A 19,828-nucleotide genomic window follows, 5' to 3' on the forward strand; every position below is an offset into this window, starting at 1 on the left:
CCGCGCCCGGGCTCGGGATCGCCGGCGCTCGCCGGCGCCGTCTGCTCGCCGCCGGTGCTTGTGGGCAGGGGCGTGCTCGCGGGGGCTGGCGTCGAGATCGGCCCGGAGGCGGTCATCGGGCCGGAGGCGCGCATCGGTGCCGGCGCGCGCATCCGCCGCTCCGTGGTCCTCGAGGGCGCCGACGTCCCAGCGGGCACCGACCTCGACGGCGCGGTGCTCTTCCCCGGCGGGAGGCTCGACGCGTGAGCCGCCATCTCCTGCGCGCGCTGGTCGCGGCCGCCGTGCTGCTGCCGCCCGCGCCAGCAGCCCGCGGCGAGGGCCTCCCCGACGGCGGGCTCCTGCACACGCCGTTCGGCACCCACCTCGCCAACCGCCTCGTCGCGGACGGCTTCGAGCGCAAGCGCGTCGAGGCGCTGCTGGCCGACCCGCGGCTGGCCCTCAACCAGACGACGCTCGCCTACGCGATCGTCTACCGCGAGTCCAAGGCCGACTACTCCAAGTTCCTCACCGAGGAGCGCCTCGGGCGCGCCCGCGCGTTCATCGCGGAGAACGGCGCGACCCTCGCCGCGGCCACGGCGCGCACCGGGGTCCCCGGCGAGGTCATCGCCTCGATCCTGATGATCGAGTCCGACTTCGGCGCCTACCGCAAGCTGCACCCGGTCTTCGGCGTCTTCGTGACGCTGCTCTGGGCGGCCGAGCCGGCGAACTTCGAGGCGGTGCGCGGCGCCGTGCGCAGCCGCGTGCCGGACGCCACCGCGGAGAAGATCCGCGAGCGCTCGCGGACAAAGGCGAAGTGGGCCTACGAGCAGCTGACGTACCTGCTGCGCATCGGCGAGCGCGAGAAGATCGACCTGCCGGCGCTCGAAGGCTCGTGGGCCGGCGCCTTCGGCTGGTCGCAGTTCATCCCCTCGAGCTACTGGGGCTACGCCATCGACGGCAACGGCGACGGCCGCGCCGACCTCTACACCGCGGCGGACGCGGTCTTCTCGGTCGGCAACTACCTCAAGAGCTTCGGCTGGAAGGAGGGGCTGACCGAGCAGCAGCGCCTCGCCGTCGTGCGGCGCTACAACAACAGCGAGCTCTACGCGGCGACCGTGCTCGACGCGGCGTCGCGGCTGCGCTCGCCCGCGAGAGCCGGGCCCTGAGCACCGCGAGGCGCAACCAGCGCCGCGAGGTGCGCAAGTTCAGGCGCATCTACGTGCGCTACGGCCACCCGCTGCCGCTGCACCAGGCCGTCGCGCAGAAGATCACGACGAAGGGGCTGTTCCTCCTGACGAACGGCGCCGTCTACTCGGTGGGGAGCCCGATCGCGATCGAGATCAGGGGCCCGGCGGACGCCTGGGTCGCCCGCGGCGTCGTGCGCCACGCGTTCAAGGCGCCGCCGAGCCTGGCGACGTTCACGAACCCGGGAATGGGCGTGGAGTTCACCGACGTCCCGGACGCCTGCCGCGAGTACCTCGCGTCGCTGTAGCCTACGGAACGAACACGGCGGCGGCGACGACGGTGGTCCAGAAACCGCGCTTGTCGCCGATCGCCGACTGGGTGACGTTCGCCGTCTTGTAGATCTGGTTGTTGATCTTCCAGAGCTCCTTGCGCTCGTCCCAGTGCACGTTCTCGTTGAACTCGATGCCGAGCGTCGTCGCGAGCATCGAGGCCGCCAGGTCCTCGGCGTAGTCGCCGGAGATCTCCTCGGTCAGCCCGTAGCAGTGGTGCTCGGAGAGGTAGCCGTACCGCGCCTTGTTCGAGGGGCGCGCCACGCCGATCGAGGAGGCGATGAGCCGGTTCGGCTCGTTCGTCGCCTGCTCGGCGAGCACGCAGTGCACGATCGCGCCGGGCCGCAGCATGGTGTTGCCCTTGGTGCGCGAGACCACCTTGCAGTGCGGCGGGAAGATGCTCGAGACCCGCACGAGGTTGTACTTCTCGATCTGCGCGTCGCGCAGCGCCTTCTCGAAGGACTGGAGCTTCTCCTTGTGGGTCCCCACGCCCTTCGTGAAGAAGACCTTCGTCGGCACGTACATGGCTCACCCCCCCCCGTTATGCGCGGGGCCGATGGTATGGCCGGCCCCTCCCCGTGTCAAACGCCGCGGCCGCCGCCGGGGCACGCCCGCCGGGACGCGCCGGACGCGCGCTCCTCGCGCCGCTTGAGGCGCCCGATCCGCGCGTGCAGCGCCCGGTTGCCGCGGTACTTCGCGACGAGCTCCTGCAGCGCCGCCTCCTTGCGCACCAGCAGGTTCTTGCGCCGGCGCGGCTTCTGGGTCGCGAGCAGCCAGGCCGTGAGCAGCGGCAGCGCGATCGAGGCGTCGCAGTAGGCCGTGACGTTGTTGATGGTGGCGTCCTTGACCTTGCCCCAGGAGCGCGCCTCCGAGGCCGTCGCCCCGGAGAGGCCGCCCCAGTGCGGCGCGTCCGCCGTGTACTGGATGAAGAAGTCGTGCCCCCCCTGGTCGTCCTCGAGGATCTGCCAGAGCGTCGGCTGCGTCTGCATGAAGAAGTTCTTCGGCGCGCCGCCGCCGACCATGAGCGCGCCGTTCTTCTTCGAGGCGCGCACGAGCGCCGCGGTCTCGAGCACGTCCAGCGAGGGGTCGATGGGCACGCGGTTGCCCTCGAGGTAGTTGATGACCAGGTTCATCCCGATCGAAGAGTCCCCGGGCGAGGCGACGTAGACCGGCACGCCGAGGGCCGCCGCGCGGCCGACGAAGGACTTCCCCGCCTGGGCGGCGCGCCGGTTCACCTCCTGCCCGAGGATCGCGTGCACGTCCGCGGTGGAGACCGGGCGCGTGAACTCCCGGGTGATGAAGGCCTCGACGATCGCGCGGTCGGTCTCGATCATCGTGGAGCCCTCCTGGATGAAGACGTCGTAGATGCGGGCGATGCCGGCGTCCTTCAGCTCGTTGTCGTCCACCGCGAAGTGCCCCTGGCGCATCGGGAAGTCGAAGGCCCGGTGCAGGTCGTGGTAGAGGTTCGCGCCGGTGGCGATCACCCAGTCGACCCAGCCGTTCTCCATGAGGGTGATCAGCGCGCCCGACATGCCGATGGGCGTCATCGCGCCGGCGAGCGTCAGGCAGACCGTCGCGTTCGCGCGGAGCATGTTCTCGTAGACCTGGCAGCTCTCGGCCAGGCGGCGCGCGTTGAAGCCCATGCCGGCGTAGACCTCGACGAGGTCCTTGACCGACATGCCGCGGCGCAGGCGGATCGGCTCGATGCTGCGTCCCCGCAGGTACTTTCGCTCCATCGCCTTCTCTCGGCTCATCGGCACCCTCCCCCTTGCGGCTCGCGTCTGATCGGCGAGGGACTTGTAGCATCCCGCCGCGGCTTCTTCAACCCCGCGAGCCGTTGACACCCCTGATCCTGTGCGGTTCAATGAGCTTCCCGTCGCCCTTCGAGCGGGCGCGGAGCGGCCGACGACGAGGACGACGCGGGGCGCCCGGCGCACCCGCACCGACAAGGAGAGGCAAGCGATGCACCCGTACCGCGCGACACAAGTGAGCGAGCACGTCTGGTGGGTGGGGGCCGTGGACTGGAACATCCGCGACTTCCACGGCTACGTCACCGGCCGCGGCAGCACCTACAACGCCTACCTCGTCATGGGCGAGAAGATCACGCTGATCGACACCGTCAAGGCGCCGTTCTGCGGCGAGCTGCTCAGCCGCATCGCCTCGGTCGTCGACCCGGCCGAGATCAGCTACATCGTCTCCAACCACGCCGAGATGGACCACTCGGGCGGCCTCGCGACGGTCATCGGCGCGGTCAGGCCGGAGAAGGTCTTCGCCTCCCAGCTCGGCGCGAAGGCGCTCGCGGAGCACTTCCAGCTGCCGGTGCCGGTCACCCCGGTCAAGGACGGCGAGCAGCTCGACCTCGGCAACCTCAAGCTGGCGTTCGCGGAGACCCGCATGGTGCACTGGCCCGACAGCATGGTCTCCTGGCTCCCCGCCGACGGCGTACTGTTCTCGCAGGACGGCTTCGGCATGCACCTGGCCACGAGCGAGCGCTTCGCCGACCAGATCGACGCCTCCATCATGGAGTACGAGGGCGGGCGCTACTTCGCGAACATCCTGCTGCCGTTCGCGCCCCTGGTCGCGAAGGTCATCGCGCGACTGCCCACGCTCGGCATCGCGCCGAAGGTGATCGCGCCGGACCACGGGCCGATCTGGCGGCGGGACCTCGGCACCGTCCTCGGCTGGTACGACGCCTGGACGCGCCAGCAGAAGAAGCGCAAGGCGCTCGTCGTCTACGACACGATGTGGAACAGCACCTCGCAGATGGCTCACGCGGTCGCCGACGGCCTGGATGCCGGCGGCGCGAGCGTGAAGCTGATGAGCCTCAAGGGCAACCACCGCAGCGACATCCTGCACGAGGTGCTCGACGCGGGCGCGCTGCTCGTCGGCTCGCCGACCCTCAACAACAACATGTACCCGTCCCTTGCCGACTTCCTGACGTACCTCAAGGGTCTCAAGCCGCAGAACCTGATCGGCGCCGCCTTCGGCTCCTACGGCTGGAGCGGCGAGGCGGTCGCGCAGGTCAGGGAACTGCTCGAGGCGATGAAGGTCGAGCTCGTCCACGAGGGGCTGCGACAGCGCTTCGTGCCGGACGCGAAGTGCCTCGGCGAGTGCGCCGCCCTCGGCCGGGCGACGGCCGAGAAGCTCGCCGCCCGCGTCGGCTGACGCGACGCCTCACGGGCGGGCCGGCCCGCCCCACCCGACGTCCCGCGCCTCGGTCCGCCGGAGGATGCAGCGGCAGCCGTCGCCGGTCACGCAGCGTGCGCCCATGCGCGTCGGCTCACCCCTCGCACCCTCCCGCTGCGAGCAGCCGATGGAGCGGACGAGCTGGACGATAACTTCGCTGTTGAGGCTGCGCCCGCTGCCCGCGGCCGCCATCTGAAGCCGCGCGAGCAGGGCGTCGGGAATCCCCTCGACCGTGATGCTCGCCATCGCGCGCCTCAGCCGGCGGCACCCGCCGCGGTGATGACCGCCGGTCCCGGCGCGGCAGGCGCGCCCGGGGATTCCTCGAGCAGCAGCGCCAGCGAGGCGTCGGCGGGGGCACCCTCGGCGACGAGCGCCAGGATGGCCCCGGGGTCCTCGATCAGGGCGCGCACCCGGCGCTCGCCCGCGTATTCCCAGCCGCCGCGCGGGGCGCGCACGAAGACCGGCACGGCGGCACCCGAGGCCGCGAACTCCCGCGCCACCCGGGCCTGGCCCGCGCCGGGCCCGATCACGACCTCCTCCGGCGCGCGGGGGTTCCTGGCGCGCGTCAGGCAGAGACAGACGACCCTGCCCCCCCGCGTCGGGAGCGCCGCGCGCCGGTTCCCGCCGACGGCGGCGTGGATCTGCCCCCGGGTGTACGCCCTGCCCTTCTCGAACTCCGCCGTCCCGAGCGCTTCCACCGCCAAGCTCCCTAGTGGTAGCGGGTCGCCCGCTCGCAGGCGTCGCCCTCGCGCGGCGGGCCGGGATCCTCGCCGCCGTCGCGCCGCTGCGCCTGCCGCAGCAGGCCGCCGACCATCCGCGACAGATCCTGCAGCTCGTTCGCGTACTGCGCCTCGGTCTCCGCCTTCATCTCCCCGAGCGCGACCATGAGCTCCAGCAGCGGGGTCAGCTCCATGAGCGCGCGCTTGGAAGCCGCGAAGTGGGTCGTCTTCCACTGCTTCTCCCAGAAGCCGAGGCCCGACGCCAGGTTGAGGACGAGCGCCAGGGTGTTCTCGCGGACGCGCTCGCCGACCGCGGAATGCGCCGTCCCGTTGCCGGCCTCCTGGTAGAGGCGCGTGCCGAGCGCGATGGACTTGCGGTACACGTCGAGGTTCTCGATCCGGTACGCGTTGGTGCCTGTCGTCATGGCTCTCCCCTCCCGTGGGATGTTGTGCGCCGGGAGGGAGAGCATCAAGCGTGCCAACGCCTCGGAGGCCCGAAATGGCGTGGATTACGGGCGTGCAGACCGCGCCGGGCAGCGGCGTCCAGCCCCTCTCGCGGCCAGGGCCGTGCGCGGGATGTCCCCGCCGGGCACAGCCGCACCCCGCTGAGAGCGTATCTGATCGCCTCGAGTCTCGCAGGCCGCTCAAAAGGGTCCAGATGCAAGGCGGACGACGATCCGGCGACTGAGGCGACCTCGTGGTCGCCGCAGGGAGGCGGGAGGAGTCCGACGCCGCAGATGGGCGCTGTTCAGCGGCCTGCTAGAGGTGGCCGGCGCTGGTGACGGTGAGCTTGCCGTGCTTGACGCCGCGGATGCCGGTCAGGGAATCCGCGATGCGCTTGATCACCGGCACCGGGCCGCGCAGCACGAGCACCTCCAGGCACAGGTGCGCGTCGAGATGGATGTGCAGCGTCGAGAGGATCGCCGCGTGGTGCTGGTGCTGGATGCCGGTCAGCGCATCGCCCAGCTCGTGCACGTGGTGGTCGTACACGAGCGTCAGCGTGCCGATCATCTCGCCGGCGCCGCCCTCCCAGGCCGCGTCGACGAGCCGGTTGCGGATAAGGTCGCGGATCGCCTCCGAGCGGTTGGCGTACCCCGCGCCCTCGATGAGCCCATCAAAGCTCTCGAGCAGCGGCCCCGGTATCGAGATGCCGAAGCGGACGAGCCCTCCCATCGCGCCGCCGTCCCTACGCCGGGCTCCGCCCGCCGTTGTCGATGAGCGCCCGCACCGGGGCCAGGCCGTAGGCGCTGCCCTTCTCGATCGCCGTGAGCACCGTGCCGCCGCCGGTGAAGAAGTAGTAGCGGGCGTTGTCCATGACCGAGAGGTAGAGCCCGGGGCAGAGGTTCTTGAACTCCTGCAGCGTGTCGCCGCCGCCGTAGAGCTTCATCGCCGCGCGGTTCTGGTCGATCGTCTCGTCCAGCGCCGCCGAGCCCTCGGTGAAGTGCGGCGTGAAGCCCATGACCGCGTTGACGAAGATCGTCTTCGCCTGCCCGAGGACCGCCGCCACCTGCGGGTCGCGGAACGAGCGCGGGTCGATGTCCAGGACGTAGCGCAGGCGCTCGCCCGCCTTGAAGTCGGCGAGCGCGCGGCTGCGGCAGCCGGCGGCGTCGCGCCGGTCGGCGAAATCCGACTCCACGACGAACGGCAGCTCCACGACCTTGCGTCCCGTCCGGTCCATCTCGACGAGCTGGCGCGCGGCCTCGACGTCCGACGGCGCCACCCCCTCGATCGTCACACCGTATTTCGCGCCGAGGTAGGCGTTGTACATCACGCCGCCGAGGATGAGGTGGTCGACCTTCCTGTAGATCTCGTGCAGCGGCCCGATCTTGGTGTCGTACTTGGCGCCGGCCACGACGGCGACGAACGGCCGCTCGGGCTCGAGCACCCGCCCGAGGTTCGCGATCTCCTCCTGCATCAGGTAGCCGGCGAACGACGGCAGGTGCCGCGTGACGTCCACCGTGGAGCAGTGCGGCTGCCAGGAGCCGAAGGCGTCGTTGACGAAGACGTCGGCGAGGCCGGCGAGCTGTCGCGCGAAGGAGACGCGCGCCGGGCCGTCGACCTCCTCGCCGGCGAACCAGCGCACGTTCGGCAGGTAGATGCCGCCGTAGCGCCGCGCGCGCAGCTCGCGCACCGCGAGGTTGATCGAGGTGTCGATGCCGAGGATGCCCCGCTCGCCGTCGGGCGCCAGCTGCGGGACGGCGAAGCGCGCGTGCAGCTTCTGCTCGAGGTAGGCGACGATGGACTCGACGGCGTCGGCGGCGTCGCAGCGGATGGCGCCGCTCTTCTTGTCGCGCGGCCGGCCGATGTGCGTCATGAGGATCGGGCGGCCGCCGCGCTCGACGATGCTGTAGAGCGTGCCGATCGTGCGGTCGATGCGGTAGGGGTCCTTGACGACCCCCTTCTTGACGACGTTGTGGTCGAAGCGCACGAGCACCACCTTGCCGTCGAGATCGGCGTTCTGGACCAGGGGGAGCCCGGGGTCGAGCGTCGTCATCTGCCTGCCTCCTCGCGTGGCGCGGCCGGGCGGTCGCGCGGTCCGCGTCGGATGGTATGCCAGCGCGCGGCGGCCGGTCAACCGCGGCGCGGGCACGATCCGCGCCTGCGCGCGGATCCAGCAGGCAACACTTGTTGATCTGCTTTGGATCAAGCTGGGTTCGTCGCACGTTGACACGGGAGCCACGCGAAGCAAAGCGCGATGACAAGTCTGCTCTTCTGATCCGCGCGTACGCACGGATTTGGGTGCGCGTTGTCGCGGGGCTGACGGCGGGGCTTTCCCCCGGGCGCCGCGGGGAGTAGAATCCCCCCATGGAGAAGCGGCGACTGCTGCGCCGGATCGACCTCTTCGCCGACCTCACGGACCGGGAGGCCGACACGATCCTCGATGTCATGCGGGAGCGGTCCGTCCCGCGGGGGACGACCGTCTTCCACCAGTACGACAGCGGCGGCGGGCTGTACCTGATCCTCGCCGGGTCGGTGAAGATCGCGCGCACGGGCCGCGACGGGCGCGAGGTGACGGTGGCGGTGCTCGGCGAGGGGAACTTCTTCGGCGAGATGTCGCTCATCGACGGCCAGCCGCGCTCGGCGTCCGCCACGACGATCCAGGCGACACGCCTGCTCGTCCTGGACCGGGAGCACTTCCAGCGCTACGTCCTGGCGCAGCCGCGGATCGTCGCCAAGCTGCTGCGCGAGCTCTCCAAGCGGCTGCGCGCCGCCGACCAGGCGATCGAGAACCTGGCGCTCGGTTCGGTACGCGACCGGCTGACGCACCTGCTCGGCCACCTCGGGCGGCGCGTGCCGCTCAAGGAAGGACGCGGCGTCATCGAGCGCTCGCCGACGCACCAGGAGCTGGCGGAGATGGTCGGCTCCTCGCGGGAGACCGTGACGCGCACGCTCGCCGCGATGGAGGGCGACGAGCTGATCAAGTTCGACCGGCGGCGGATCGTGCTGCTGCCCGCCTTCTTCGCCGCCGAACCCCGCGGAACGTAGGCGCGCGCCGACTCCGGCCCCTCATCACCGGCGAAGTCCTCTCCGCCCCAGCGGCTTCTCGCGGGCGCTTCCCCGGGGGGCTCACGGCGGGATGGCCCGGCTTCGCCGCTGTCACCCCCCGAACAAGACCGGATGCGCCAGGGGCAAGGTGAGGGTCGCGGTGAGGCCGCGGCCGCGGCCCGGCGAGGCGAGCTCGATCGTCCCGCCCATGCCCTCCATGATCGAGCGGCAGATGCTCAGGCCCACGCCGCTGCCCTCGATTGACGCCGACGCCTGGTAGAAGCGCTCGAAGGCGCGCTCCAGCTCCTCCGGGGCCATGCCGATGCCGTTGTCCGCGACGAGCACCACGGCGCGCCCCCCCGTGGCACGCGCCGACAGCTCGAGGCGCCGGCCAGCGGGGGCGGCGAACTTCACGGCGTTGTTCACCAGGTTCGAGACCACGTGCCAGAGCATCTCGGCGTCGGCCGTGACCGTGAGAGGCCCGGCCGCGACATCGACGGCGAACGCCGCTGCATCGAGGGCCGGCCGGTAGTCCTCGAGCACGCCCGCGAGCACCTCGTCCACCCGCACCGGCTCGAGGCGGTACACGCGATGCCCCGACTCCAGGCGCGCCAGGTCGAGCAGGTTGCGGATGACCCGCTGCTGGCGGCGGACGGTCTCCGCCATGACCTCGACGGTCTTGGCCACCGCGCCGGTGCACGCGCCGCCGAGCTGCAGACGGAGGATCTCCAGCTGCATCGCCTGCTTGGCCACCGGGGTCTTGAGCTCGTGGGAGACATCGCGGACGAGGCCGTCCTTGATCCGGTCGAGAGCGCGCAGCTCCATGTTCTGGCGCTCGAGCTCCTCCTTGGCGCGGCGCAGCGCCAGCGCCGCCTCGGCCTGCTCGGTGATGTCGCGCACCAGCTTCAGGCCCGCGACCACCTTCCCGGAAGCGTCCCGCAGCGGCGAGGACACCAGCTCCATGTGCAGCGTCTTCCCCCCATGCACGACGCTGGTGACGTGCCGGTGCACCTGGCCGTCCGCGAACGTCCGCTCGACCGGACAGCCGGGGCAAACGTGGTCGAGCCCCTCGTAGGCGCGGTGACAGAGCTCGCCGATGTGGTCGCCGAAGCGGCTGCGGTTGACCTCGTTCTGGTACGTGATGCGGAAGTCGCGGTCCTGGATGATGATGCTGTCACCGAGCGCCGCTATCACCGACTCGGCCCGCTCGTGCTCCCCCGCCGCGCGCTCCGACGCGCTGCGCGCTTCCTCGGCGAGGCGCCGCACCGGTGTGGCGTCCGTGATGACGCCGATGAACGCCGGGTGGTCGGCCCACGTCGTGAGCCAGGAGCTCTGGAGCACGTCGATCGGCCGGCCGTCGCGGGCGAGCACCGTGAACTCGAACGGGAGGTGCTCCTCGCCCCGCAGGTGCATCTCGCGGCTGGCGCGCACCTTCTCCGCCGAGTCGGGGGCGATCGTCGCGAAGAAGTCGAAGCCCGGCGCGCACGCTTCCTCCGGCGAGTACCCGAGCAGCTCGTGGAACCGGCGGTTGACGTAGACCAGACGCCCCGCCGCCAGGTCGTAGAGGAAGATGACGCTGGCCGAGTCGTCGGCGAGACGCAGGAGCAGCCCCATCCGCTCGCGCAGCTCGTCGCGCTCCGCGCGGACGCGCGCAAGCTCGGCATCCTCGGGGCGCGCCTTCGCGACCGCCCGGCCGCGCCCCGCCTTTGAAGCGGACTTCTTTCCCGCCCGCACGGCACCCCCGTTTCCCGGAGTCGGTCCGGATGCGAAACCCGCCCCGATATCTACCGTCCGCTCCAGGCGGTGTCAAGGAACGGGCAGTCATGGGATGACATTTTCACCGGGTTAACGCGCCCGTGTGCGCACACCTTGACAGCCGCGCCGGTGGCGCCATATTATTCACGGTTCGGGACACTAGGGAAGAAGGAGAAGCAGAGATGGAATGCGCGACGATCAAGGAAGGGACCCGGTGCACCTTCATGGCGAAGACGGGCTGCACGTTCAGCGGCGGCCGCTGCCTGACGGTGGTCGAGAAGTGCGAGGGCTGCAGCAACGTCAAGGAGTTCCCGTCGGGGACCTACTGCACGGTGTTCGCCAACCCGGCCTCGAAGTGGACGCTCGGCCGCTGCAACTTCGCGACGCACGTCAAGCTCGAGGTCAAGAAGGATGACAAGAAGCTCAACCCGCTGAAGGCCTCCAAGCGCAGCCAGGCCGCCAAGAAGTAGCGGCGCGCCCGCGCTGGCATCGGGCACCCGGGGCGACCCGGGTGCCCTTTTTTGTCCTATATTCCCCCTTGAGGCCCTCCGCCGGGGGGCCGCCACCGCCTTCGGTCCGGGGGAGGGAATGCCCGTGGGTCATCTCGGCCGCCACGGCCACGCCAGGCTCGCGCAACGGCTCGGGCAGTATGTGCCGGGCGCGTTCCCGTCCGAGACCCTGTGCGCGATTCTCCGGGTCCTCGTGACGGAGGAGGAGGCGCGCCTCCTGGCCCTGCTGCCGCTGCGGGACGTCTCCGCGGAGCGCGCCGCGGCGATCTGGGACACGGACCCCGGGGCGGCCCGGGCGGTGCTCGAGTCGGCCGCCGGCAAGGGCGTCGTCTACGCCTCCGGCCCGCCCGGCGCGCGGCGCTACCTGCTGGCGGCGCCGGTGCTCGGCTTCGTCGAGTTCTCGCTGATGCGGACCGACGGGAAGTTCGACGCCGGCCTGCTCTCGCGCCTCTACCACCAGTACTGCGACGTCGAGGAGGACTTCATCCGCCTGCAGGGCTCGGCGCACCCGGCGCTCGCCCGGGTCTTCGCCCAGGAGGCGATGCTCGGCGAGGAGGTCGCCTCGGAGGTCCTCAGCTGGGACCGCGTGAGCGCCGGCATCGACGCCGCCTCGCGCGTCACCGTCGGCCTCTGCTTCTGCAGGACCAAGCGGCGCCACCTGGGGGAGGGCTGCGGCGCGCCCGACGAGGTCTGCCTGACCTTCAACGACGTGGCCGCCTATCTCGCCGACTACGGCATCGCGCGCGAGATCTCGCGCGACGAGGCGCACCGCATCGCCCGCGACTGCATGGAACGCGGGCTCGTGCAGGTCGGCGACAACAAGAAGGGGGCCCTGGCGGTCATCTGCAACTGCTGCGGCTGCTGCTGCGAGGTCCTGCGCGGGCACCGGCGCTTCGGCGGCACGGGCCTGGTGAGCCCGTCGGCGTTCGTGGCCGCGGTGGAGGCGGGCGCGTGCACCGGCTGCGGCACCTGCGCCGCCCGCTGCCCGGCAGGGGCCGTCAGGCTCACGGACGGGCGCGCCGTCGTGGACGCGGGGGTCTGCCTCGGCTGCGGCGTGTGCGCCCGCTTCTGCCCGGGCGGCGCCAGCCGGATGCGGCCGCGCGCCGAGCGGCCCTTCGTGCCCGAGGACCTGGTCGAGAAGATGGTCATGGCCGGCATCGACGCGGGCAAGCTCGGCAACTTCCTCTTCGACGACCAGCGCAGCGCCGCCCACGCGCTCGCGCGCCGGACGGTCAACGGGCTGCTGCGGCTGCCGGGGCTCAGGGGCCTGCTGCTGCGCCCCGCGATCGTCGCGCGGATCGTGCACGTGGCCCGTGAGAGCGCCCGCGCGTCCTGAGCGCCGCGCCGGCCTCGAGGGCCAGCAGCGCCCGCTTGCGCGCGAGGCCGCCGGCGTAGCCGGTGAGCGTGCCGTCCGCGCCGACCACCCGGTGGCAGGGCACGACGATCGCGAGCGGGTTGCGGGCGCAGGCGGAGCCGACCGCGCGCACCGCCCGTGGCGAGCCCGCGGCGTGCGCGATCTCGCCGTAGGTCGCCGTCGCGCCGTAGGGGATCCGCCGGAGCGCCTCCCAGACCCGGCGCTGGAAGGGCGTCCCCGCCGGAGCGAGCGGGAGATCAAAGGCGGTCCGTGTTCCCGCGAAGTACGCGGCCAGCTCGCGCCGGGCCCGCGCGAGCGCCGCCCCTCCCGGCGCGGCGGCGGACGCGCCCGCGCCCCCGGCGCCCCGGCGCGCAAAGTGCAGCGCGACGAGGGCACCCCCCTCGAACGCGAGAACGAGCGGGCCGACGGGGCTGTCGATGGTTGCCGCACACGCCGAGCCGCCCCCGGGGCGGGAGGACGCGTTCCGGGCGACAAGCCGGCTGGAGCGTGCCATGCATCGACATACTGTCTCTTGCCGCTGAAGTTGCACTCCCCGATAATCTCGTCATGATCGTCACTCTCCGTTTCGGGCCCATCGTCGTCAATCCATGAGACTCGCTCGGCGCGCGCTGCCCGCTCTGCTCACCGGCGTCGGTCTTTGCTGCTCCGCCCGCGCGGCCTCGCCGCCCGCTCCGGTCCTGCAGACCGGCCAGACCAGGTGCTACGGCGAGACGGGCGCGAGCGACGCCGTCTGCGCCGGGACGGGCCAGGACGGGGAGATCAGGAGCGGTGCGCGCTGGCCCGAGCCGCGCTTCGCGGCGGAAGGCGATCAGATGATCGTCGACCGGCTGACGGGACTGGTCTGGACCAGGGACGCCAACGCAGCCGGCGGGCCGAGGACCTGGCAGGAGGCGCTTGCGTACGTCAGGACTCTCGACGCCGGAAACCACCTGGGTCACGGCGATTGGCGCCTGCCCAACGTCAACGAACTCGGGAGCCTCTTCAACGCGCAGGCCAATCTGGCCGAGTGGCTGCAGGCCCAGGGATTTCGCAATCTCCAGGTGGACTACTACTGGACGTCCACCACCTACGCCAGCTACCCGCGATACGCCTGGAGCGTCGACATCTACGGCGGCATCGTGGCCGGCCATGACAAGGCGGACCTCTACTTCGTCTGGCCGGTGCGCCGGAGGGAGCCGGGTGCCGTTTCCTTGCCGCAGACCGGCCAGAACACCTGCCATGATCAATCCGGAACCGTGAGCGCCTGCGCCGGAACCGGTCAGGACGGCGAATCGCAGGCCGGCGTCCCCTGGCCGAGCCCGCGCTTTGTCGCGAATGCCGACGGGACCGTGTCCGACAGGTTGACGGGGCTGGTGTGGAGCAGGGAAGGCCAGGCGCCCGGCCCCGAAGTCTGCAGGCCCGGCACGCGCATGACCCTGCGAGCTGCGCTACAATTCGTGACGTGTCTCAACGCCAACAGCTATCTGGGCTGGAAGGACTGGCGCCTGCCGAACCGCAACGAACTCGCGACCCTGGTGGACCGCGGCCAGGCCGACAGCTCCGCGTGGCTGAACACGTCGGGATTCTCGAGGGTGCAGTCCGCCAGCTACTGGTCCTCGAGCGCCTTCGTCTACAACCCCGGCAACTGGTGGAGCGTGAATCTTCACGACGGCGCCGTGACGACCTACGCCAGGGGACACGGCATCAACGTCTGGCCGGTCCGCGGCGGGGAGTGACGACCATGCCGGCACGGTTCGCCGCCATCTTCTTCGTGCTGCTGGCCTTGCCCCTGCCCGCCGGCGCCGGGACGATCCAGCTTCCGCGGACCGGGCAGAGCACCTGCTACGACGCGACCGGCGTCATCATCGACTGCGCCAACACCGGCCAGGACGGCGACACGCAGACCGGGGTGCCCTGGCCTTCCCCCCGCTTCACGGACAACGGGGACGGCACCGTCACCGACAACCTGACCGGGCTGATCTGGCTCAGGGACGCCAACTGCACCGACACCGTCGGGGGGATTCCGCGGGCCGGCGGGCTGCTGAACTGGCCCTCGGCGCTCACGTGGTGCAACAGCCTGGCGCACGGCAGATGCGGCCTCGCCGACAACTCCGTGGCCGGCGACTGGCGCCTCCCCAACATCAACGAGCTGAAGAGCCTCGTCGACCACTCGCGACACGACCCGGACCTGCCCGGCGGTCATCCGTTCCGCAATGTTCAACCCCTGTGGTACTGGTCGTCCACGTCGAACCCGGTCTACACCGCCGGCGCGTTCAACGTCGGGATGAGCCGCGGCAGCATCCACGTCACCGACAAGCTGCCCAGCCGGTTCGGCTCCAGCAATGTCTCGGACAAGGAGGAAAGCGCCCTCGGGGTCTGGCCGGTCCGCGGCGGGCAGCCGGCCCGCGAGCGGAGGAATCCCTCCCCTACCGTGCCTCCGGCGCCATGATCACGGCGTCGAAGAACGGCGGGAGAGGCTTCTCCTCGACGAGCCGGTAGCCGGCGACGGCGAGTTCCCTGAGCATCACGTACTTGCTGGTGTGGCGGTTGGCGTCGCCAGCCGGGAAGTAGGCGCCCCTCCCGCCTTCCGCAAGGCAGTCGCCGAACCGCGCGCTGAAGAAGAGACGGTTCAGCTTGATCACCGCGCGCAGCTTCCTCTGGTCGCCCCGATCGAAGGTGTCGTCGAGCGCGCCGTCCTCTTCGAGCGTCATGAGCAGCCAGTTGGCGAGATCGCGCTCCGCCGGCGAGAACATGCCCCGGGTGAAATACGAGTCCCGGTAGAAGTGCCGGTAGAACTGCGGGTCCAGGAGCATCCGATTGAAGTCCCGGACCAGGGCGTCCTTGAGCGCCGCGTCCTTCCCGGGACTCCTGAGAAGCTGCCGCGTGGCGTCCGACAGTCGCGAGACGAAGGGGCTCTCGGGCGGCTCCTGGGCGAGACGTCCCGCCAACTCTTCGGGGCGGGCGAGATCGTCTTCGGAAAACAGCGGCGTCTGGTTGTAGAGGATGACGACCAGCCGGCCGCCCGGCTTGAGGAAGGCGCGCAGCTTCGTGAAGTAGTCGACACGGGCGTCGAGGGCGTGATAGACGTTCGAGAGGAACACCAGGTCATACCGGTGCCTGGCGTAGAACTCGTCCAGGCCGTTGGCGGAAACCACGGCCGCGGAGAGGTTGCCGAGGCCGCGCCGCTTCGCCTCCGCCGTAATGTGCTCGACGAAGTCCGCGCGGATGTCGGTCGCGTAGACCGCGCCGCTTCCCTGGAGCCTCTCGGCAAACAGGAAGGAGGCGTAGCCCGGGCCGGCGCCAATGTCGAGGATCGACATCCCCGTCGCGATGCCCAGGGTGTCGACGAACGCCTCGAGATTGATCTTCTCCTGCCGGGAATTCTGCCGCCGGACCGCCACCTCGAGGGGAGGATGCGAAGAGGGCGGACCCGCCTGCAGGAGCCCCTGCTGCTGGGCGGGCGGCACCGGGACTTCGGCCGCAAGGGCCCGGCCGAGCATGGCCGCGCCGGTCACCGCGAGCGCAGCGCAGACCAGCCTCACGCCCTTCATGTCACCTCCGGTAGGGACTCAATTCCCCGTCGGCATAGGCCGACCGCGGGAAGGGGATGTAGTCGGGGTGATAGAACTGGATGACGACCTCGTCCGCGAAGAACCGCCCCTTCTCGGTGAGCGTCACCAGCCCCTCCCGCTCCTCGAGCAGGCCGTACCGCGCCAGCCTCTCGATCCTGTCGCCGAACTCTCTCTCCAGCGGCGTGCCCGTCACGGCTTCGTAGCGCCTGCGGTCGACGCCGGCGTGCTTCAACGAGACGCAGACCGCCCACCGGCGCACGTCGTCCGCGGTCTTGATCTTGCCGCGGGCCACGGGCAGCCTCCCCCGGTCGACGGCGGCGTGATAATCGTCGAGGCCCCTGCCGGTGTTGATGAAGAAGCGGTCCTGGAGGTTGTTCCAGGCCGAGATGCCGAATCCCAGGACGTTGGCAAGGCGGTCCGTGTGGTCCTGCAGGTACTCCGAGTTGTGCTCCGGCCCGCGGGCGAACACCCGCCTCGAGGTCTCCCGATAGCCGTTCCGCTCCGAGATCAGCAGTCCCAGCTCCTTCATGAGGTAGATCTCCTCCAGCGGGGGGAAGATCTCGGGGGAGGTGTCGTACATCTTCGTGATCGAGCCCGGCCGTGCTCCGTGGGGGACGATGCGCAGGCGGTACAGCTGATAGGCGTCGACGCCGAGGGCGGCGGCGGTCATCAGCGTCTCCACCCAGTTCTTCAGGGTCGACCCCGGGTAGCCGTAGATCAGATCGATGCTGACGCTTTCGAAGCCGGCGTCGCGGATCGCCTGGAGCGCGTCCCGTGCATCCCGGGCGGTGTGCAGCCTCCCCGTGCCCTTCAGGATGCCGTCGTCGAAGGACTGGACGCCGAGGCTGATCCGGTTCACGCCGCCAGCCTTCATCGCCCGCAGCTTGGCCCTTCCCTCCGGGCCGAGGATGGTCGTCGGCTCCGTCTCGCAGGTGATCTGACGGCAGTTCCCGAGGTCGAAGTCCTCGGCGATCCCCCGCAGGAACCTCTCCGTCTGGGCCGGGGAGAGCATCGAGGGCGTGCCGCCCCCGACGAGGATGGACGTCGGGGAGATGACCGCCCCCCCGAGGAGGCCCTGGTAGATTCGCACCTCCCGCCGCAGGGCGTCGAGGTAGCGGTCGACCTCCTCGCTCGAATTGCCGACGCAGACCACCCAGTGGCAGTAGGCGCACCTTCTCGGGCAGAAGGGGAGATGGAAGTACAGCGAATTCCGGCCTCCCGCAGCGAACGAGAAGCCGCGGAAGATGTCCTCCTGGGTCGCCTCGGGATACTTGGTGATCGGCGGGTAATAGATGGCGGGGAAGTAGCCGCCGTCCAGCGGCAGGAACCCGGCCTTGCGCAGCTCCTCCGTGGCAAAGGATCGAATCCTCGCGCTCGCCAGTGCCAACATCTCAGCGTGCTGCATCGCTCTTGTCCGGCCTGGGGGCCGCCCGGGTGAAGACAAGGACATCCTCCAGGGGGACGAGATCGGCGTACTCCCGCTGCAGGGCATACCCCGCGCGTGCAAACGCCTCCCTGCCCGCCTGCGACAGCCCCGACGTGAACAAGGCGTCGCTTCTCAGGAACTTCCGGAATCGCTGGACGATCAGGAGCTTGTTGATCATCCTGGCCTTTTCACCGGAAACCCAGGTTGCGTTCGGTGTCCCCCGCACCACGCTCTGCCGGTTGTTGGAGAGGGCGAGCCATTGAACGAACTCCCGCTCTCCGGGGCTGAATGCCAGATCCTTCCTGAGGGCCTCGCCGTCGAGGAAGGCCATGCCGAAGTTGGCGTCCGCCAGCGTGGCGTTGAAATCCCCGGCAACCGCAGCGGCCAGACCCGCAGCAGCGCCCGATCCCGCCGACGCCCTCATCACCTCCGGGGTGGATTCCCGAAAGACCCGGGAGAACGGGGAGTCGAGGCGTTCCCGCAGGATCTCCCTGGCAAGCGCTTCGTGGTCGTCGGTGAAATCGGCCGCGGAGAAGTCGGGGACGCTCTTCTGGAGGATGAGGACGAGCCGCCCGCCCGGCGCCAACGACCCCAGGAGGTATCTCAGGAACTCGGCTTCCTTCCCGTAGTCCATGAGGACGTGGAACATGGCGATCAGCTCGTAGGTGTCCGATCGATAGAAGGGGTCGAGGCCGTCGCGTTTCACCAACGCGGGGACGATGTTCGGAAGCCCCCGTGCCGCTGCCTGCTCCTGCACGTACCGCACGCAGCCCTCGTTGACATCGGTGGCGTACACTCTTCCCTGCCCGTGGAGCCGATCGGCGAAGGCGTATGCGAACTGGCCGGTGCCGGTGCCGAGATCCAGGATGGTCATCCCCGGCCTGATCGCCAGCACGTCCCAGAGCGCCGCCGTGTTCAGCATCTCGAAGCGCCGGCTGTCGCGCTCGATCCTCCCGGGGACGAGGACGCCGCTCTGGGTGCCCGAATGCGCAGCCGCCGCGGGGTTCCCGGCCGCGACGAGCAGCGCCGGCACCAGGCACAGGAGCCGGAAGGCGGCCGTTCCGTGGTTCTTCATCGCTCGTCCGTCCTCTTGCCGGCGACGCGGCTCATGACGCGGTAGGCGCAGACATCGCCGCAGACGCTGCACCCCGCTCCTTTCTCGCCGGCCTGCCTGAGCACGGTCCTCACCCGCTCGTCCCGGGCGAACGGCAGCTGGTCCTTCCAGGAGCCGGCCTCACGCGCGACGGAAAGAGCGTGATCCATCTCCCGGTCCTTTCCCCGCGCCAGATCGGCGCCGTGGCAGGCCAGCGCCGCGACGATGCAGCCCTCCCTGGTCTGCTCCTCGTCCGGCATGCCGAGGTGCTCCGCCGGCGTCACGGCGAAGATTTCGTCGGCCCCGGCGAGGAGGGCGATGATCTGCCCCATGGCGGCGCTGGCGTGATCGAACCCCAGCGAGATGTCGGTGACCTGGGGGCCGAAGCAGGTGATGGGGACGCGCAGCAGCTCCTTCTGATAGCGGATGAAGGGGCCGATCCTGTCGGCAGGCAGGTGCCCCCCGGAGCCGGCCATGATCTGCACGCCGGCCGCCCTGGCGCGGCCGACATACTCGGCCATCGTCTTCAGCTCCTCGTACTGCGGGCCGTCGAGCGCGTCGTGAATGCAGCCCGAGCGGAAGGAGCCGACGACGGACAGGGTCGTGCCGTGCTCCTTTGCCAGCGCGAGGATCTCGTCGAAATGGCGGCAGTAGGGGTTCTCCCGGTCGTTGTGCGCGATCCAGGCGCTCATGATCGAGCCGGACTTGCTGCAGCAGGGCATCACGCGCCCGCTGTCGTTCAGCCCCGCCACGATCGACCGGGAAATGCCCAGCGGCAGCAGCAGCACCTCGATGCCCTGCTCGATGTCCCTCCTGGCCGCCTCGATGAATTCGCCTTCGGCGAGATCGACGAAGGGCCTCTGGCGGAGGCAGGCGTCGGCCATGACACCGATGGGATGGCACAACGCAAGGGGGGCGGCCACGGCGTCCCGGAGGCGCCGGTGCATCTCCCGCACGTCGCCGCCGGCGCTGCCGTCGTGGACGACGGCCGCCCCCTGCTCGACGGCGATCTTCGCCTTCCTGACGACCGTCTCCATGTCCGGCTCCGCCGTGGACGTGCCGACGATGCAGGCGAATTTCGCCCTGAGGCCCTTCCCGATGCCGACCGGCCGCACCCCCGCCCGCCCGGACGTGATGATCACCGCCTCGCCGGCGGCGTGGGCGGCGGCGAGCGCCTCGACGGGCACCTGCTCCCGGTGGGCCACCTCGGCTACTTCCTTCGGCGAAACAGGCAT

At 70.6% G+C, this 19,828-nt stretch carries 22 protein-coding genes; 9 read left to right on the forward strand and 13 right to left on the reverse strand.

Going from position 1 to position 19,828, the window contains the following annotated elements; all coding sequences use genetic code 11:
* The 3 genes from VI078_13280 to VI078_13290 all read left to right on the forward strand — a co-directional run.
* Positions 1 to 246 (forward strand): hypothetical protein (locus tag VI078_13280; protein ID HEY6000255.1); only part of this gene is annotated, 246 nt, incomplete at its 5' end.
* Positions 243 to 1,145 carry a lytic murein transglycosylase gene (locus tag VI078_13285; protein HEY6000256.1) on the forward strand — a complete coding sequence of 301 codons (903 nt, stop codon included), beginning with the start codon at positions 243 to 245 and terminating at the stop codon, positions 1,143 to 1,145. The genes VI078_13280 and VI078_13285, both read left to right, overlap by 4 nt.
* 29 nt (positions 1,146 to 1,174) lie before the next feature.
* Positions 1,175 to 1,471: a hypothetical protein gene (locus VI078_13290; GenBank protein HEY6000257.1), complete on the forward strand. Its 297-nt coding sequence runs from the start codon at positions 1,175 to 1,177 to the stop codon at positions 1,469 to 1,471.
* Position 1,472: 1 nt separating this feature from the next.
* Here the strand turns inward: VI078_13290 and VI078_13295 are convergent, their stop codons facing one another.
* Both VI078_13295 and speY read right to left on the reverse strand, forming a co-directional pair.
* Entirely contained in the window at positions 1,473 to 2,018 is a 546-nt protein-coding gene (locus VI078_13295) for an arginine decarboxylase, pyruvoyl-dependent (GenBank protein HEY6000258.1), read from the reverse strand.
* A 56-nt stretch (positions 2,019 to 2,074) separates the two neighbouring features.
* The gene (speY, locus tag VI078_13300) at positions 2,075 to 3,247 is read right to left on the reverse strand and encodes a deoxyhypusine synthase (protein ID HEY6000259.1); all 1,173 of its coding nucleotides are present in this window, start codon (positions 3,245 to 3,247) and stop codon (positions 2,075 to 2,077) included.
* Positions 3,248 to 3,455: 208 nt separating this feature from the next.
* On the opposite strand from speY, the gene VI078_13305 reads away from it, so the two are divergent.
* A complete protein-coding gene (locus VI078_13305; protein HEY6000260.1) occupies positions 3,456 to 4,658 on the forward strand; it encodes an FprA family A-type flavoprotein in 1,203 nt (400 codons plus the stop codon).
* A gap of 9 nt (positions 4,659 to 4,667) precedes the next feature.
* Here the strand turns inward: VI078_13305 and VI078_13310 are convergent, their stop codons facing one another.
* The 5 genes from VI078_13310 to VI078_13330 all read right to left on the reverse strand — a co-directional run bounded on the left by VI078_13310 (position 4,668) and on the right by VI078_13330 (position 7,892).
* Positions 4,668 to 4,925, reverse strand: a complete 258-nt coding sequence (locus VI078_13310; GenBank protein ID HEY6000261.1) for a hypothetical protein — start codon at positions 4,923 to 4,925, stop codon at positions 4,668 to 4,670.
* 8 nt (positions 4,926 to 4,933) lie between these two features.
* Positions 4,934 to 5,377 (reverse strand): hypothetical protein, encoded by a 444-nt coding sequence (locus tag VI078_13315; protein ID HEY6000262.1) that lies wholly within the window; start codon positions 5,375 to 5,377, stop codon positions 4,934 to 4,936.
* A gap of 11 nt (positions 5,378 to 5,388) precedes the next feature.
* Positions 5,389 to 5,823, reverse strand: a complete 435-nt coding sequence (locus tag VI078_13320; GenBank protein HEY6000263.1) for a hypothetical protein — start codon at positions 5,821 to 5,823, stop codon at positions 5,389 to 5,391.
* A gap of 334 nt (positions 5,824 to 6,157) precedes the next feature.
* On the reverse strand, positions 6,158 to 6,571 hold the full coding sequence (gene nikR / locus VI078_13325; protein HEY6000264.1) for a nickel-responsive transcriptional regulator NikR: 414 nt from the start codon (positions 6,569 to 6,571) through the stop codon (positions 6,158 to 6,160).
* A gap of 13 nt (positions 6,572 to 6,584) precedes the next feature.
* Positions 6,585 to 7,892, reverse strand: coding sequence for a phosphoglycerate kinase (locus VI078_13330; GenBank protein HEY6000265.1), 1,308 nt, complete (start codon positions 7,890 to 7,892; stop codon positions 6,585 to 6,587).
* A gap of 311 nt (positions 7,893 to 8,203) precedes the next feature.
* On the opposite strand from VI078_13330, the gene VI078_13335 reads away from it, so the two are divergent.
* Positions 8,204 to 8,884 carry a Crp/Fnr family transcriptional regulator gene (locus tag VI078_13335; GenBank protein HEY6000266.1) on the forward strand — a complete coding sequence of 227 codons (681 nt, stop codon included), beginning with the start codon at positions 8,204 to 8,206 and terminating at the stop codon, positions 8,882 to 8,884.
* Positions 8,885 to 8,995: 111 nt separating this feature from the next.
* On the opposite strand, the gene VI078_13340 is transcribed toward VI078_13335, so the two are convergent.
* Positions 8,996 to 10,618 (reverse strand): ATP-binding protein, encoded by a 1,623-nt coding sequence (locus tag VI078_13340; GenBank protein HEY6000267.1) that lies wholly within the window; start codon positions 10,616 to 10,618, stop codon positions 8,996 to 8,998.
* Positions 10,619 to 10,821: 203 nt separating this feature from the next.
* On the opposite strand from VI078_13340, the gene VI078_13345 reads away from it, so the two are divergent.
* On the forward strand, positions 10,822 to 11,109 hold the full coding sequence (locus VI078_13345; GenBank protein HEY6000268.1) for a PxxKW family cysteine-rich protein: 288 nt from the start codon (positions 10,822 to 10,824) through the stop codon (positions 11,107 to 11,109).
* A 124-nt stretch (positions 11,110 to 11,233) separates the two neighbouring features.
* The gene (locus VI078_13350; GenBank protein ID HEY6000269.1) at positions 11,234 to 12,484 is read left to right on the forward strand and encodes a 4Fe-4S dicluster domain-containing protein; all 1,251 of its coding nucleotides are present in this window, start codon (positions 11,234 to 11,236) and stop codon (positions 12,482 to 12,484) included.
* Here VI078_13350 and VI078_13355 read toward each other — a convergent pair.
* Positions 12,408 to 13,016: a methylated-DNA--[protein]-cysteine S-methyltransferase gene (locus tag VI078_13355; protein ID HEY6000270.1), complete on the reverse strand. Its 609-nt coding sequence runs from the start codon at positions 13,014 to 13,016 to the stop codon at positions 12,408 to 12,410. The two genes, VI078_13350 and VI078_13355, sit on opposite strands and share 77 nt — an antisense overlap.
* A 94-nt stretch (positions 13,017 to 13,110) precedes the next feature.
* Here VI078_13355 and VI078_13360 point away from each other — a divergent pair, with 94 nt between their 5' ends.
* The gene (locus VI078_13360; protein HEY6000271.1) at positions 13,111 to 14,238 is read left to right on the forward strand and encodes a DUF1566 domain-containing protein; all 1,128 of its coding nucleotides are present in this window, start codon (positions 13,111 to 13,113) and stop codon (positions 14,236 to 14,238) included.
* A 5-nt stretch (positions 14,239 to 14,243) separates the two neighbouring features.
* Positions 14,244 to 14,951 carry a DUF1566 domain-containing protein gene (locus VI078_13365; GenBank protein HEY6000272.1) on the forward strand — a complete coding sequence of 236 codons (708 nt, stop codon included), beginning with the start codon at positions 14,244 to 14,246 and terminating at the stop codon, positions 14,949 to 14,951.
* Here the strand turns inward: VI078_13365 and VI078_13370 are convergent.
* Genes VI078_13370 through VI078_13385 form a run of 4 tightly spaced genes read right to left on the reverse strand, consistent with a single transcriptional unit; the run spans position 14,929 to position 19,828 of the window.
* Complete coding sequence (locus VI078_13370) at positions 14,929 to 16,053, reverse strand: methyltransferase domain-containing protein (GenBank protein ID HEY6000273.1); 1,125 nt, start codon at positions 16,051 to 16,053, stop codon at positions 14,929 to 14,931. The two genes, VI078_13365 and VI078_13370, sit on opposite strands and share 23 nt — an antisense overlap.
* Position 16,054: 1 nt before the next feature.
* Positions 16,055 to 17,479, reverse strand: coding sequence for a coproporphyrinogen-III oxidase family protein (locus VI078_13375; GenBank protein HEY6000274.1), 1,425 nt, complete (start codon positions 17,477 to 17,479; stop codon positions 16,055 to 16,057).
* Positions 17,466 to 18,533 (reverse strand): class I SAM-dependent methyltransferase, encoded by a 1,068-nt coding sequence (locus VI078_13380; GenBank protein HEY6000275.1) that lies wholly within the window; start codon positions 18,531 to 18,533, stop codon positions 17,466 to 17,468. Before VI078_13380 ends, VI078_13375 begins: the two co-directional genes overlap by 14 nt.
* A gap of 38 nt (positions 18,534 to 18,571) precedes the next feature.
* A complete protein-coding gene (locus VI078_13385) occupies positions 18,572 to 19,828 on the reverse strand; it encodes a phosphomethylpyrimidine synthase ThiC (GenBank protein HEY6000276.1) in 1,257 nt (418 codons plus the stop codon).

Source organism: bacterium, assembly GCA_036524115.1.
Lineage (GTDB): Bacteria > JAUVQV01 > JAUVQV01 > JAUVQV01 > DATDCY01 > DATDCY01.

Excerpts from the sequence above, each read along its gene's own strand:
- VI078_13295 (HEY6000258.1), bottom strand. The coding sequence starts at position 2,018 with ATGTACGTGCCGACGAAGGTCTTCTTCACGAAGGGCGTGGGGACCCAC.
- speY (HEY6000259.1), bottom strand. The coding sequence starts at position 3,247 with ATGAGCCGAGAGAAGGCGATGGAGCGAAAGTACCTGCGGGGACGCAGC.
- VI078_13305 (HEY6000260.1), top strand. The coding sequence starts at position 3,456 with ATGCACCCGTACCGCGCGACACAAGTGAGCGAGCACGTCTGGTGGGTG.
- VI078_13310 (HEY6000261.1), bottom strand. The coding sequence starts at position 4,925 with ATGGCGAGCATCACGGTCGAGGGGATTCCCGACGCCCTGCTCGCGCGG.
- VI078_13320 (HEY6000263.1), bottom strand. The coding sequence starts at position 5,823 with ATGACGACAGGCACCAACGCGTACCGGATCGAGAACCTCGACGTGTAC.
- nikR (HEY6000264.1), bottom strand. The coding sequence starts at position 6,571 with ATGGGAGGGCTCGTCCGCTTCGGCATCTCGATACCGGGGCCGCTGCTC.
- VI078_13330 (HEY6000265.1), bottom strand. The coding sequence starts at position 7,892 with ATGACGACGCTCGACCCCGGGCTCCCCCTGGTCCAGAACGCCGATCTC.
- VI078_13335 (HEY6000266.1), top strand. The coding sequence starts at position 8,204 with ATGGAGAAGCGGCGACTGCTGCGCCGGATCGACCTCTTCGCCGACCTC.
- VI078_13345 (HEY6000268.1), top strand. The coding sequence starts at position 10,822 with ATGGAATGCGCGACGATCAAGGAAGGGACCCGGTGCACCTTCATGGCG.
- VI078_13355 (HEY6000270.1), bottom strand. The coding sequence starts at position 13,016 with ATGGCACGCTCCAGCCGGCTTGTCGCCCGGAACGCGTCCTCCCGCCCC.
- VI078_13360 (HEY6000271.1), top strand. The coding sequence starts at position 13,111 with ATGAGACTCGCTCGGCGCGCGCTGCCCGCTCTGCTCACCGGCGTCGGT.
- VI078_13365 (HEY6000272.1), top strand. The coding sequence starts at position 14,244 with ATGCCGGCACGGTTCGCCGCCATCTTCTTCGTGCTGCTGGCCTTGCCC.
- VI078_13370 (HEY6000273.1), bottom strand. The coding sequence starts at position 16,053 with ATGAAGGGCGTGAGGCTGGTCTGCGCTGCGCTCGCGGTGACCGGCGCG.
- VI078_13375 (HEY6000274.1), bottom strand. The coding sequence starts at position 17,479 with ATGCAGCACGCTGAGATGTTGGCACTGGCGAGCGCGAGGATTCGATCC.
- VI078_13385 (HEY6000276.1), bottom strand. The coding sequence starts at position 19,828 with ATGCCTGTTTCGCCGAAGGAAGTAGCCGAGGTGGCCCACCGGGAGCAG.